Origin of the sequence: Oceaniserpentilla sp. 4NH20-0058 (assembly GCF_040371755.1) — a bacterium.
In the GTDB taxonomy this organism is placed as follows: Bacteria; Pseudomonadota; Gammaproteobacteria; order Pseudomonadales; family Oceanobacteraceae; genus Bermanella.
In genome coordinates, this window is sequence record NZ_BAABWE010000009.1 from 117451 (window position 1) to 132310 (window position 14860).

Annotated in this window: 14 protein-coding genes; all 14 read right to left on the reverse strand. The window is 43.1% G+C overall.

The features are described 5' to 3' along the window. Positions 1-59: 59 nt before the first annotated feature. The gene (hisS, locus tag ABWV45_RS12610) at positions 60-1340 is read right to left on the reverse strand and encodes a histidine--tRNA ligase (RefSeq protein ID WP_353352066.1); all 1281 of its coding nucleotides are present in this window, start codon (positions 1338-1340) and stop codon (positions 60-62) included. A gap of 36 nt (positions 1341-1376) precedes the next feature. Next, positions 1377-2495: a flavodoxin-dependent (E)-4-hydroxy-3-methylbut-2-enyl-diphosphate synthase gene (gene ispG / locus ABWV45_RS12615; protein WP_353352067.1), complete on the reverse strand. Its 1119-nt coding sequence runs from the start codon at positions 2493-2495 to the stop codon at positions 1377-1379. Between the two features lie 11 nt (positions 2496-2506). Then, a complete protein-coding gene (gene pilW, locus ABWV45_RS12620; protein WP_353352068.1) occupies positions 2507-3283 on the reverse strand; it encodes a type IV pilus biogenesis/stability protein PilW in 777 nt (258 codons plus the stop codon). Between the two features lie 11 nt (positions 3284-3294). Beyond that, positions 3295-4422: a dual-specificity RNA methyltransferase RlmN gene (rlmN, locus tag ABWV45_RS12625; RefSeq protein ID WP_353352069.1), complete on the reverse strand. Its 1128-nt coding sequence runs from the start codon at positions 4420-4422 to the stop codon at positions 3295-3297. 117 nt (positions 4423-4539) lie between these two features. Then, a complete protein-coding gene (gene ndk / locus ABWV45_RS12630) occupies positions 4540-4965 on the reverse strand; it encodes a nucleoside-diphosphate kinase (RefSeq protein WP_353352070.1) in 426 nt (141 codons plus the stop codon). A 132-nt stretch (positions 4966-5097) separates the two neighbouring features. Further along, entirely contained in the window at positions 5098-5535 is a 438-nt protein-coding gene (locus ABWV45_RS12635; RefSeq protein WP_353352071.1) for a SufE family protein, read from the reverse strand. Positions 5536-5641: 106 nt separating this feature from the next. Continuing rightward, a complete protein-coding gene (locus tag ABWV45_RS12640) occupies positions 5642-7363 on the reverse strand; it encodes an AMP-binding protein (protein ID WP_353352072.1) in 1722 nt (573 codons plus the stop codon). 275 nt (positions 7364-7638) lie between these two features. Next, positions 7639-8172, reverse strand: coding sequence for a putative Fe-S cluster assembly protein SufT (gene sufT, locus ABWV45_RS12645; RefSeq protein ID WP_353352073.1), 534 nt, complete (start codon positions 8170-8172; stop codon positions 7639-7641). A gap of 154 nt (positions 8173-8326) precedes the next feature. After that, a complete protein-coding gene (locus ABWV45_RS12650) occupies positions 8327-8686 on the reverse strand; it encodes a HesB/IscA family protein (RefSeq protein ID WP_353352074.1) in 360 nt (119 codons plus the stop codon). A gap of 35 nt (positions 8687-8721) precedes the next feature. Beyond that, a complete protein-coding gene (locus ABWV45_RS12655; protein ID WP_353352075.1) occupies positions 8722-9939 on the reverse strand; it encodes a SufS family cysteine desulfurase in 1218 nt (405 codons plus the stop codon). A 1-nt stretch (position 9940) separates the two neighbouring features. Then, the gene (gene sufD / locus ABWV45_RS12660) at positions 9941-11284 is read right to left on the reverse strand and encodes a Fe-S cluster assembly protein SufD (RefSeq protein WP_353352076.1); all 1344 of its coding nucleotides are present in this window, start codon (positions 11282-11284) and stop codon (positions 9941-9943) included. Between the two features lie 2 nt (positions 11285-11286). Beyond that, positions 11287-12036, reverse strand: a complete 750-nt coding sequence (gene sufC / locus ABWV45_RS12665) for a Fe-S cluster assembly ATPase SufC (RefSeq protein WP_353352077.1) — start codon at positions 12034-12036, stop codon at positions 11287-11289. A 187-nt stretch (positions 12037-12223) separates the two neighbouring features. After that, positions 12224-13669, reverse strand: coding sequence for a Fe-S cluster assembly protein SufB (gene sufB / locus ABWV45_RS12670; protein ID WP_353352078.1), 1446 nt, complete (start codon positions 13667-13669; stop codon positions 12224-12226). A gap of 21 nt (positions 13670-13690) precedes the next feature. Next, entirely contained in the window at positions 13691-14827 is a 1137-nt protein-coding gene (locus tag ABWV45_RS12675; RefSeq protein WP_353352079.1) for an aminotransferase class V-fold PLP-dependent enzyme, read from the reverse strand. Between the last annotated feature and the right edge of the window lie 33 nt (positions 14828-14860).

Here is a 14860-nt window from a genome sequence, read left to right on the forward strand (position 1 = left end):
CTGTTAACTGGTTTTAAAGTCGATTAAGGGCATCGACTTTATAGTAATTTTGCACGATTTTACAGAGCTTCATTAAACCATTGTGCAAGCTCTTCTTGGGCAATACTCACTTGATCAGATTGATCTCGCAGCGGCTTAATAGCGGCTTGGCCATTTGCCACTTCATCTTCCCCTAAAATCAGCGCAAACTGAGCGCCGCTTTCGTTGGCTTTTTTCATTTGCTTCTTAAAGTTACCGCCACCCATATGCATTTGTAAGCGTAAATTGGGTAGTTGCTCACGAAGCTGTGCTGAAATCTGCATGGCTGCGGAGGTCACATTACCGACCGCCACAAGATACACATCTAAGTAATTATGCACTGCTTGAGGTATCACATTTAACGCCTCTAGCATCAAGATTAAACGCTCGATACCCATGGCAAATCCAACCGCTGGTGTGGCTTTACCCCCTAGCTGTTCAACCAAACCGTCGTAACGCCCCCCAGCACAAACGGTGCCTTGAGCACCTAATTCCGTAGTCACCCATTCAAATACTGTTTTACTGTAGTAATCCAAACCACGAACCAAACGAGGATTGATTTCGTATTCGACGCCAACGGTATCTAAAAGTGCCCTTAGCTGAGTAAAATGCTCCGCAGATTCTTCATCTAAGTAGTCAAAGAAATCCGGCGCATCATTTAGCAAGCTTTGTGTTTGCTCGTTCTTGGAGTCCAAAATACGCAGAGGGTTACTATCTAGGCGACGCAAAGAGTCTTCATCTAACTCATCTTTACGCACAGACAAATACTCAACCAAAGCGGCTTTATAATTAGCACGGGCTTCGTTGCTGCCTAAGGTATTAAGTTGTAATGTCACTTTGTCACGAATATTTAAACGCTGCCAAAGCAGGTGAGTCATCACAATTAATTCAGCATCTATATCTGGGCCTGCCATACCAAAGGTTTCCACACCTATTTGGTGGAACTGACGATAACGGCCTTTTTGTGGGCGCTCGTAGCGGAACATCGGGCCCATATACCAAAGGCGTTGGCGCGCATTATTGGCAATAAGCTGATGCTCATCACAGGCGCGTACGCAACTGGCCGTTCCTTCTGGGCGAAGAGTTAAGCTGTCACCATTACGATCGTCAAAGGTGTACATTTCTTTTTCAACGATGTCAGTGACTTCACCGATTGAACGCTTAAATAAACGAGTTTCTTCCACCATTGGCATACGAATTTCTTGATAGCCATGGCCATCTAAAACGGCTTTCACTTGATCTTCTAGGTAACGCCATACCTGAGTTTGCCCAGGTAGGATATCGTTCATTCCGCGAATGGCTTGAATATTTTTCTGCGCCAAAATACTATCCTTAAATTCTTTTAAATCGATATCGCATTAATTTTTAGCGATAATTAAGGCTTCGGCCGCTTCTTTTTCTGCAACCTTACGGCGAATCATTTTTTCTAAGTTATCCACCAAGTTTTCATTTTCTAGCTTACCGCTAGGCACCCCGTCTTCATACATTAAGTTATTTGGGCTGCCTCCGGTTAAACCTAAATCTGTTTCTTTTGCTTCGCCTGGGCCATTGACCACACAACCAATCACTGACACATCAAGTGGCGTTAATATGTCTTCTACGCGCGACTCAAGTTCATTCATGGTTTTTACTACATCAAAGTTTTGACGAGAACAGCTTGGGCAAGCAATAAAGTTAATGCCTTTATTTCTAAGTTTCAGACTTTTTAAAATATCAAAGCCAACTTTTATTTCTTGAACTGGATCAGCCGCTAACGAAACACGTAAAGTATCGCCAATACCCTCCATTAATAACATGCCAAGGCCTACCGAGCTTTTAACCGTACCACTTCTTAAACCACCCGCTTCGGTAATACCTAAATGCAAAGGCTGTTCAATTTGTGTGGCTATTTGGCGATAAGCAGCTACGGTCATAAATACGTCTGACGCTTTTAAGCTTAATTTAAAATCAGGAAAATTAAGGCGATCGAGAATATCAATATGACGCATGGCACTTTCAACCAAAGCCTCAGGTGTTGGCTCGCCATATTTTTTCTGTAAATCTTTTTCTAAAGAGCCTGCATTCACACCAATGCGAATAGGAATACCATGATGACGCGCCGCATCGACCACTGCTCGTACACGATCTTCACGGCCAATGTTACCCGGATTAATGCGCAAACAATCCGCGCCTAACTCAGCTACGCGTAATGCAATTTTATAATCGAAGTGAATATCCGTAACAAGTGGAACATTAACTAGCTTTTTAATTTCACCAAACGCTTCGGCTGCTTCCATAGACGGCACACTTACACGCACAATATCTGCACCTACGTCTTCTAGCGCTTTTATTTGCGCAACCGTGGCTGCCACATTGCAGGTTTCTGTATTCGTCATGCTTTGAACAGCAATAGGTGCGTCGCCACCGACAGGTACATCTCCCACCATTATTTGGCGAGAAATTCGACGCTTAATCGGTGATTGACCTTGTTTATTCATGATTAATTGTCCTAGCGCTCACTGGCCAGATAAGCTTTGTATTCCCCAGATTGAGGGAATCGCTTTTTAAGTTTAAACGCGTAACTGGCTTGTGCGTTTTTATCATTAATGGCTCTGAATACAATCACACCCACATACAAACTTGAGGCCGTATGATTTAAGTTTTGATCTTTTAGGGTACGTTCAAAACGCTCGAACCAGCGTTTAGCAATATCTGGACGTTTACGCTTTAAGTAAATACCCGCTAAACTCAAGCTTGAAACTGTACTATTGGTATCTAACGACCATGCCTTTTCAAAAGCATCTACTGCCAATCTTGTTTCATCAAAGTGTTCGTGACACAAACCAAGATTTTCAAATGCAATCCCTCTTGCTGTGTAATCCACATCTGTGGCCGCACGCTTAATGTAATCACAACCTGTTTTTTTATTTTTAACTGAAAATAGGAAGCGCCCATAATGGTAATTTGTAGGACTGTGCTGACTATTATGATTCAAAGCGATTGAAAACTCTTTTTCAGCAAGTTCATATTCACCACGCTCCACCCAGTAGGTGGCCATGGCACTATGAGCTGAAGCACTTTCAGGTGAAATTTCTAAAGCACGTTCTATTTTCTTACGAGCAAGCGCCATATTACCGTTTTGAATATAGGCCACACCTAATGCAACGTAATTCTCCACTGCTTTGTCGTTGTCAATTTTTTTAGTGAAGCGGCTATCCGTCACCGTTACGCAACCGGCTAACATCAGCGCTAAACACGATAAAACGAAGTTTCTAACAATATTCATATGCGCTCTTATTATTTTATGGATGGTTGCTCGTTTACTTCACGAATTTTTATATAACGCTCACTACGACGGGTTCTGTCTTCTACTTGGCCTACTAACTGTCCACAGGCAGCGTCAATGTCATCTCCTCGCGTAGTACGAATGGTGACGATATAGCCTTGGCTGTGTAAATAATCACGGAATTTATAGACACGATTATTGCTTGGACGTTCATAACCCGATTGTGGAAATGGGTTAAACGGTATGAGGTTAATCTTACAAGGTGTGTCTTTTAGCAGCTTGGCTAATTGTTCCGCATGCTCCAATTCGTCATTCACCTTGTTCATCATGGTGTACTCAATGGTGAGTTTTCGACGATCGGGCAATGAACTCATGTAATGATTACACGCTTCCATTAATTCTTTAATTGGATACTTGCGATTAATAGGCACCAATACATTACGCAATTCATCATTAGGCGCGTGCAAAGATACCGCTAACGATACATCACTCACTTTGGCCAAATCATATAAGCGGGGTACTACACCAGAGGTACTTAACGTCACTCGACGCTTAGATAGACCATAACAATAGTCATCCATCATCAATGCCATGGCATCTACGACATGGTCGAAATTCATGAGAGGCTCGCCCATGCCCATCATCACCACGTTGGTAATTTTACGTTCACGCTTTTCACCGGGCTTATCAAAGCTTTTAGCCGCTACGTAAACTTGTCCAATGATTTCGGCCACTGAGAGGTCTCGATTGAAGCCTTGTTTTCCCGTTGAGCAGAAACTGCAATCTAACGAGCAACCAATTTGTGAAGACACGCATAAAGTACCGCGATCCCCTTCTGGGATATACACGGTTTCGATGCTGGAACCGCCGGGCATCTTCATCACCCATTTTTGGGTGCCATCTTTAGATATGTCGTGGTAGATCACCTCTGGGTATTCTACGCACGCTACTTCTTTTAACTTTTCTCGCATGACTTTACTAACATTGGACATGTCATCAAAGTCTTCAAGGCCCACTTGATGAATCCACTTTAGTAATTGCTGAGCACGAAACGGTTTTTCGCCCATTTCCACAAAAAAATCTTTCATCTTTTGTGGGCTTAAACCCAAAAGATTCACCTTTTTTTGTTCGTCAGTCATGTGGTCACCTATAAAACGTGGCTTGCTTAAATACGGAAAAAGGGCGGAGAGAAACAATGTCCCTTTCCGCCCCTTCATGTACCCATTTACATGGGTACGATATGCATTACGTTAATATTAACGTGCGCAGATTTCTTCATCTTTGAAGAAGTAGCTGATTTCACGTGCAGCAGATTCAGTAGAATCAGAACCGTGAACAGCGTTTGCATCGATGCTTTCAGCGAAGTCAGCGCGGATAGTACCAGCTTCAGCTTCTTTAGGGTTAGTTGCACCCATAAGGTCACGGTTTTTAAGAACAGCGCCTTCGCCTTCAAGTACTTGAATCATTACAGGACCAGAAGTCATGAAGCCTACTAGATCTTTGAAGAAAGGGCGTTCTTTGTGCTCAGCGTAAAAACCACCAGCTAGTTCGTCAGAAAGCTTAACCATTTTAGAAGCGATAACCTGTAGGCCAGCATCTTCAAAACGGCTGTAGATTTTACCGATTACATTTTTAGCAACTGCGTCAGGCTTAACGATAGATAGAGTACGTTCAACGGCCATGATAAATCTCCAATAAAATAGGATGAGTCAAAAATCCCGCGGATTATACGGTATTTGGACCAAAATGCCACTGATACTCACACTATCACAGGCTATTACCCAAGAACCTTCAGAGGCTTTTGCCATAAGCCTTTATTGGGCGTTTTCAGCTACCTGACGAATCCTTGCAACCATGCTGCGCAGGCCATTACCACGGGTTGGGCTTAAGTGCTTGATTAAGTCTAATTCAGCAAAAAAACCATTCATATCAAAGGCCAACACCTCTTCAGGTGTTTTTCCATTGTAGGCTGATACCACCACAGCTAATAAGCCAGATACAATAAATGCATCACTGGCCACATCAAAATATAGCTTACCCTCAATATTATAGGGCTCAATCCATACTTGGCTTTGACAGCCGGCAATAAGCCGTTCTTCGGTTTTTAAGCTGTCATCCATTGCGGGTAATTGCTTACCTAAATCTATAATGTATTTGTAGCGCTCTTCCCAGCCATCGAAGAAACTCAAGGTATCGATAATCTCTTCTGGGGTGATTTTACGACCAAATGGGCTATCTACCGGATTTGCCATAATGTGGACTCATAAAGTGAATATGTCGCATTTTACGGATAGGCCTGCCTAAAAGCAAAAAAGCCGCCCGAGGTTCCCCTCGGGCGGCTTTGCAAGCACCTAATAATTAAGAGGCGCTTGCTTGTGCGCGCTTGGCATCTTCCTGATCTTTCAACTCACGACGTAAGATTTTACCAACCGGAGTCATAGGTAACTCATCGCGGAACTCAATGTGACGAGGCATTTTGTAACCTGTTAGCTTCTCTTTCAAGAAGGCTTTAACCTCTTCAACAGAAAGGCTTGGGTTACTAGAAATAATGAATAATTTCACAGCTTCACCTGATTTTTCATCTGGTACACCAATTACTGCACAGTTTTCAACATCAGGGTGGTCAGCTACAACGGCTTCAATCTCATTAGGGAATACATTGAAACCTGATACGATGATCATGTCTTTTAAGCGATCCACGATGCGTACAAAGCCATCTTCTGCGATGATTGCAACGTCGCCAGTACGGAACCACTCTCCGTCTTCAGTGAAAGCATCTTTGGTTGCGTCTGGACGCTTCCAGTAACCTTTCATGACTTGTGGACCTTTCACGCATAGCTCGCCACGTTCGCCAACTGCAACGTCATTGCCTTCGGCATCAATACACTTCAATGCACAACCCGGCATGGCTTGACCTACAGAGCCTAGCTGCTCTAGACCATTTGATGGGTTCACCGATACTGTTGGCGAACATTCTGTTAAACCATAACCTTCTGTAATGGCACAACCTGTTAACTGCTTCCAACGCTTCGCTGTATCTTCTATTAATGCCGTACCACCTGAAAGTGTCAGGTACATATGGCTAAAGTCGATTTTTTTGAAATTTGGGTTGTTCATTAGAGAGACAAACAAGGTGTTTAAGCCCACTAAAACCCCCACTTTATGTGGCAACATAGACTTAATGAAGCCATCAATATCACGAGGGTTTGGAATCAATAATGTGTGATCGCCACATTCAAAGTAAGTCATCATATGCATAGAGAACGCATAAATATGGTAAAGCGGCAATGGAGCAACGGCAGTGACGGCGCCTTCACCACGGATCAGCTTGCCGTCATCTGTGGTTTGATGAATCGTTGCTTGAGACATTGTCATATTCGCAACTATGTTGCGGTTAGTCAGCTCAGCCCCTTTTGCTACACCAGTTGTACCACCAGTATATTGAAGAACGATAGTGTCTTGTGGATCAGATAAATGTGCATCTTTAAAAGGCTTGCCTTTACCCAAACTCAAGGCCTTAAGGAAAGACGTAGCTTCTGGTAGTGAATATGCAGGAACGGCTTTTTTAACTTTCTTCATAACAAAGTTAATTAAAGAGCGCTTCACAAATGGCAGTAAATCCGCAGCACTGGTAACGATAATGTTTTCTAAGCCCGTTTTATCTTTTACGTTTTGAACAGAGTGTGCAAATACGTCCATACATACTAGAGCTTTCGCTTCTGAGTCGTTGAACTGATGAAGCATTTCACGCTCAGTATACATTGGGTTAGTATTGGTAATGCGCATGCCTGCACGTAATGCTCCGTATACCACTACTGGGTATTGCAGCACGTTTGGCATTTGTACAGCAACGGTATCACCGGGCTTTAGATTCGTATGATTTTGCAGGTAACTTGCAAATGCACCTGAAAGTACATCCATATCTTGATAGGTAAGCGTGTGGCCTAAGCAAGTAAATGCTGGGCGATCTGCATACTGTTTGAAAGACTTTTCGATAGCATCAATTGCACTGTCATATTTGATTTCTATACTATCTACAACGCCTGGTGCGCGCTTACCATCCCAAAAAGATGCTTCCATTTTGTCATTACCTCTAAAAGAATAGATTGTCGTTACGCCGACCTTTTGAGTCTACTAGGTTTGGATATTTACCAAGCTTAGACGTACGCTTTTTTTATTGTTGTTCAAAATTCGAGGCACACTATGACGTAATTCAAGGCATTTTAAAAGACCCAAATACGACGCCGGCACCAAGTACTATCAAACAATAAGCAGAATTTTAGTTGATACTAAAGCATTACTAAAAAGCACTATGTAACGTTTTTTACATTGTGTTGTTTTTTAGAGGCTTTTTACTAAAAGAACATGCCCGTTTCTAATTGAGCTTCTTCACTCATCATCTCACGAGACCACGGCGGATCGAATACTAATTCCACATGTACCTCTTTAACATTTGGAACCAGTGCCGTTCGATACTTCACATCACTCACCAAAACCGGCCCCATACCACATGCTGGGGCCGTTAATGTCATATCGATGGACACCTTTTGCCCTGACTGATCAATATTAACCCGATAGATTAATCCCAGATCCACAAGGTTTACTGGGATTTCAGGGTCATAAATGGTTCTCAGTGCTTGCCAAACGTCATCTTCGCGAATTGTCAGGCCTTCTCCGGGCTCAAAGCTCAGCACCTCAGACTCTAAACCCAATGCCGCCGCATCAGTACCGTCTACACGGGCCATATTACCGTTATATACAACGGTATAGTTACCACCCAGTGCTTGAGTCAATGTGACAAAGCTACCCGATGGAATGGTGATTTTTGTCCCTACAGGGACTAAGCGGGCTGGCACATCACTTTGTGCCACTACCATTCTTCTTTCCATATATAAACTCTTTGATCTATATAATCTTCCAGTCGCGTCATGAGCGATGGAAAGACAAGGCAGAAAATAAGCGAGGCAAATGAGTGTATGTTTTATACATGATGTTGCCGAGCTTGTTTTCTAACGCGGTATTACCAAGCGCAATAGCGACCCATCAAATATTGAAGCTTTCACCACAACCACACTCATCTTTCGCATTAGGGTTATTAAACTTCATAGTGCTGTTTAAACCCTCTGTGGTGTAATCGATTTCAGTACCGTTTACATAGGGTAACGCTTCGGCTGTGACATAAAGAATCACATCGTCTGCCACCTGAAAGCTACGCTCATTACCGGTTACAACTTCCAACAATTGCAGGTCGTATTTAAAGCCAGAACAACCGCTTTTTTTAACCCCTAACACAATACCTTTTGCATCAGTGCTGCTCTTTAGCTGCTTTCGCGCATATGCAATGGCTTTTTCTGTCATGGAGACAGTAATGTCATTAGGCGAGAACGTATTTACATCACTCATTACAACCTCCTATTTAGCACAATCTAAGATTACGCTTATAAAAACATCTTCACTTTTTCGATGGCCGCAAATAAAGCGTCTACATCGGCCTTGGTGTTATAAATCGAAAATGAGGCACGAGCAGTACCCGGAATTTGAAACTGATCCATAATCGGCATCGCGCAATGGTGCCCAGTGCGTACGGCCACCCCTTGCTGATCCAACAACATCCCCACATCTGCTGGATGCGCACCATCTAATAAAAAACTTAACACCCCTGCTTTTTTACGAGCAGTACCTATGATTCTCAATCCTTCACATTGCTCTGCTTTTTCGTGAGCGTATTGCAGCAACTCATCTTCATAAGCTTGAACGGCATCTCGGTCTTGGGCCATGACAAACTCAACAGCAGCGCCAAATCCGATCACACCTGCGATATTCGGTGTACCTGATTCAAACTTAAATGGCAGCCCTTGATAAGTAGTGCCATTGAAACTCACTTTCTCAATCATTTCACCGCCACCTTGTACAGGGGGCATGTCATCTAATAATGCTTTTTTGCCATACACACAACCAATGCCAGTAGGACCAAATACCTTATGAGCAGAGAAGGCATAAAAATCCGCATCCAACGCCTGTACGTCCACGTTAAAATGCGCAACCGATTGAGCCCCATCAATTAACACTTTCGCCCCCACTGCATGGGCTTGCTGAATAATATCCGCAACAGGGTTAACCGTTCCCAGCGCATTGCTCACATGCACAACACTCACTAGCTTAACCTTTGAGTTAAGTAAGCTTGCAAATGCATCCATATCTAACTCACCAGCATCGGAAACAGGAATCACTTTTAATGTGGCCCCAGTGCGCTCACATAACATTTGCCAAGGCACGATATTAGCGTGATGCTCCATAGCACTGACGATGATTTCATCACCCGCACCTATAAATTTCCCACCAAAACTTTGCGCCACTAAGTTGATACTTTCTGTGGTACCGCGAGTCCAAATAATTTCTTCACTGTGTTTGGCATTAATAAAGCGCTGCACGGATTGGCGAGCATTTTCAAAATTAATAGTGGCCCGATCAGCCAAGGTATGGGCACCACGATGCACATTACTATTATCATTACGGTAATAATTATCTATCGCCTCAATTACCACATTTGGTTTTTGAGTGGTTGCGCCGTTATCCAAATACACCAAAGGCTTGCCGTGAACGCTTTGTTGTAAAATAGGAAACTGCTCGCGCATGGCGCGTGGATCAAACGCCATATTACGCCTCCGCCTCATCCGCAATTAAATGCTGAGTTAACGACTTATCACTACTAAACTGTTCAGCCAGTAATGGACGTAAAGAAACTCGCAATGCTTCCAGCGGGATACTTTCTAACAATTCATTAATGAAACCAAAACTCAACATTATGTCGGCTTCTTGCGCGCTGATACCACGACTTTGCAGATAAAATTTCGCTGTTTCATTTAGTTGCGCTACGGTTGCGCCATGGGCGCAACGAACGTCATCGGCGTAAATTTCTAATTCTGGTTTAGTATTAATTTGCGCTTTATCACTTAGCAATAAGTTTTTATTGCTTAACTCAGCCAAGGTTTTTTGTGCATCTGGATGGATATGAATACGGCCATTAAATACGGCTTTAGACTTGTCCGCCATGATGCCGCGATACACTTCATTAGTGGTACAATTCGGTGCCTTGTGCTCAATATAGCTATGAATATCCACTTGCTGCTCATTCTTCGGCAAGTAAACACCTTTCATTTCACAGTGACTACCACTCACATTGTGATTGACCAGCACATCAAAACGCTTAATTTTACTGCCTAACAGAATTTGATAGCTGGTGAATTGGCTGTCGCGGCTCAAGTCCACATACATGCCACCAAAATGAATACTGCTTTCGTGTTCTTTATTTAAACGATAATGCTGCAAATGGGCACCATCGCCAATAACGGCTTCTGTAACTTGATTCATCACCACGTTTTGCTCAGTATCACTTGATACAAATTGCTCAATGACTGTGGCTTGAGCATGTGTATCCAGTACAATCAAACAGCGATTAAATGCGGTGGCTGGCTGCTCGTCTTTGATACTGATATTGGTAATTTGAATGGGTTTGGCTAGTTGAGTGTTTTTATCCACAAACACAAATACGCCATCATTCACTTGAGCATTATTTAATGCCGTAAACAAGTTACGTTCGGTTTCTGCTAGTTTCCCTAAATGTTTTTCAATTAGAGCAAGTTGCTCACTAGTTGCTTCACTAAAGCGTACTAACTGTAAGCCTGCTAATGTTTCATTGGATGAAAGCGCTGCTTGGAACTGGCCATTAACAAATACAAGGTTAACTACTTCTAATCCGCTCACCTCATACTGCGCATCAATTCCATCCAATAAAACGGCCTTTGGGGATTGGTTATAATTTTGCTGCGTTAAGGCGTGTAAACTGGTGTATTTCCAAGACTCGGTTTTACGAGTAGGAAACGGCATTGTTTCAAACGCACTGGCGCCTAACTGATTAATCGCCTGATAAACACCGCCCGCTTGACGGGCTTGTGTTAACGATAATGCCTGCTGGTTGAAATCTGAAACTGCTTCACCCATGATTAAACCGCTCCGTTTTCAATCCAGCCGTAGCCTTTTTCTTCAAGCTCTAGGGCTAATTCTTTGCCGCCGGATTTTACAATTTTACCGTCAGCCAGTACGTGAACGTAATCAGGGATAATATAATCTAATAAACGCTGATAATGCGTCACCACAATGAACGAGCGATTAGGGTCACGTTGAGAATTCACGCCTTCTGCAACCACTTGTAATGCATCAATATCCAAACCTGAATCGGTTTCATCTAAAATGCAAAGCTTTGGTTCAAGCAACATCATTTGCATGATTTCGTTACGTTTTTTCTCGCCACCACTAAAGCCTTCATTGACGCCACGCTTTAAAAAGTTTTGATCTAAATTGACCGCTTTGCATTTTTCACGAGCCAGTTTCAAAAAACTAACACTGTCCATTGGCTCTTCACCACGATGAGCACGTACAGCATCAACCGAAGCTTTTAAAAATTCTAAGTTGCTCACACCTGGGATTTCAACAGGGTACTGGAATGCTAAAAACAAACCTTCACGGGCACGCTCTTCTGTGTCCATATCTAGAATATTTTTACCATCAAAATTAACATCACCGGCGGTTACCTCATAGCCTTCACGACCAGAAAGCACATTACCCAATGTACTTTTACCTGCACCGTTTGGCCCCATGATGGCATGAATCTCTCCTGGCTTAATTTCAATATTCAAACCTTTTAGGATTTCTTTTTCTTCAACGCTTGCATGTAAATTCTTGATGCTTAACATTCTGTTTAACCATTTACGAGCTATGCCCGTTCCTACAATTTTAAATTCGTTTTCTTTACACATTAAACGCGTTACTAACGCAAATATGGCAAGGCAAAATGTTTTTTATCAAACGGAATGTATCGGTTACTACCTGAGTATTGATAAAAAAATGTTTTAACACCGCCAGATTAAGTAAAGTAGCGTTTTAGCCCACGGAGCCTTCGAGGGACACCTCTAATAGTTTTCCTGCCTCTACGGCAAATTCCATTGGCAGCTCTTTAAATACTTCTTTACAGAAGCCATTCACTATCATAGAAACCGCTTTTTCTGGGTCAATACCGCGCTGCTGACACAAGAACATTTGGTCATCACTTACGGTTGATGTTGTGGCTTCATGTTCAATCACTGCGCTTGGGTGCTTGCTTTCAATATATGGAAACGTGTGAGCACCGCATTTGTCGCCAATCAACAACGAGTCACACTGAGTAAAGTTACGGGCACCGGCCGCACTTGGATTCATTCGCACTAATCCGCGATAAGCGTTTTGACTTTTACCTGCACTGATGCCTTTTGAAATAATGGTCGACTTGGTATTTTTACCAAGGTGAATCATTTTTGTGCCCGTATCCGCTTGTTGGTAATTATTGGTTAATGCAACTGAATAAAACTCACCAATTGAGTTATCACCTTTTAAAATACAGCTTGGGTATTTCCATGTAACAGCAGAACCGGTTTCAACTTGCGTCCAAGATACTTTTGCATTGGTATGAGCAATTGCACGTTTGGTAACAAAGTTATAGATACCACCTTTGCCGTTTTCATCCCCTGGATACCAGTTTTGTACCGTACTATATTTGATTTCTGCATTATCAAGGGCAACCAGTTCAACCACGGCTGCGTGCAATTGATTTTCATCACGCATGGGGGCTGTACAACCTTCTAGGTAACTAACGTGAGAACCTTCATCGGCAATAATTAATGTACGTTCAAACTGACCTGTGTTTTGCTCATTAATGCGAAAATAGGTTGATAATTCCATTGGGCAGCGAACCCCTTTTGGAATGTAAACAAAACTACCATCAGAGAACACCGCACAATTAAGCGCGGCATAATAATTATCACGTTGAGGGACAACCGAGCCCATATATTTTTTCACAAGCTCAGGGTGTTTGTGCACGGCTTCAGAGATAGGCATGAAAATCACCCCCGCTTCAGATAGTTTTTCGCGGAAGGTGGTGGCAACCGATACAGAATCAAAGACTACATCCACAGCGACATTTGCCACACCCGCCAGCACCGCTTGCTCATGCAATGGGATACCCAGCTTTTCATAGGTGCGCAATAATTCTGGGTCTACCTCATCTAGTGACTGAGGTTTGTCTTCCATGCTTTTTGGCGAACTGTAATAGGATATATCCTGAAAATTAATTTTCGGATAATGCACATGAGCCCAAGTTGGCTCTTCCATTTCCTTAAACATTTCAAAGGCTTTTAAACGCCAGTCTAGCAACCACTCAGGTTCGCCTTTCTTGGCACTAATAAAACGAATAACGTCTTCGTTTAAACCCGGTGGTAAGGTGTCGCTTTCTATATCGGTAATGAATCCTGCTGCGTATTCATTTTTGATATATTGATTAATTTCTTCGCTCATCAAACTGCTCCTAGTCACAACCTATGCGGTCATGGCTCTCAGTCTTTGTACAACCGTAACAACACTGTTCACGGCCTGATTAATTTCATCTGCTGTGGTAAAACGCCCCATGGAAAACCGAATGGAGGCATGGGCTGTTTCATCATCTAAGCCTATTGCTTTTAAAACGTATGACGGGGCCATGGTGGCCGAATTACACGCACTGCCTGAGCTCACTGCTAAATCATGCAGCGACAACAAAAGCGACTCGCCATCTACGCCGGAAAAGCTGACATTGGCAATATTGGCAACGGTATTTTCACCGTTAACCGTTACGCCTGACACTTGGGATAAACCCGTTATCAAGCTTTGTTTCAGAGCACTCAAGCGTGCTTCTTGTTCTTTAAGTTCTTGAACTGATATTTCTGCGGCCAAGCCTAAACCCACTATTTGATGAGTCGGCAAGGTGCCACTGCGCATACCACGCTCATGGCCACCACCGTGTATTTGCGCATCGACTTTTACACCACGACGCACAAACAATGCTCCCATTCCTTTTGGACCATAAAACTTATGAGCACTGATGGAGAGTAAATCAATGCCATCACGCTCTAAATTAACATCCACCTTACCAACAGCTTGAGCACCATCCACATGAAAAGTGATCTTTTTGCTTCTACAAAGCGCCGCTATGTCGGCAACTGGGTTGATTACTCCCAGCTCGTTATTTACATACATCACCGACACCAAACAAGTGTCGTCTTGCAATGCTTGCTCAACCTGTGCAACTGAAATGCGTCCACTGCTGTCAGGCGTTAAATAGGTAACGGTAAAACCTTTTGTTTCTAAATACCCACATACATCCAGCACCGCTTTATGCTCAATAGCCGTGGTAATAATATGGCCACCGTCTAACTTTTCGCATACACCTTTAATTGCAAGGTTATTTGCTTCGGTTGCACCCGATGTCCAAACGATTTCTCGCGAATCGCAATGTAATGCTTGAGCTAGTTGGTTGCGGGCGTTTTCCACTGCCTCTTCCGCCATCCAGCCATATCGATGGGAGCGTGAAGCCGGATTAGCAAAGTTACCTTCCAGAGTTAAGCAGGCAGCCATTTTTTCAGCTACTTGAGGTGCCACTGGTGTAGTGGCTGCATAATCCAGATAAATCGGTTTCATTCTATTCTCTACTGCTTTAAACCTTGCCGATAG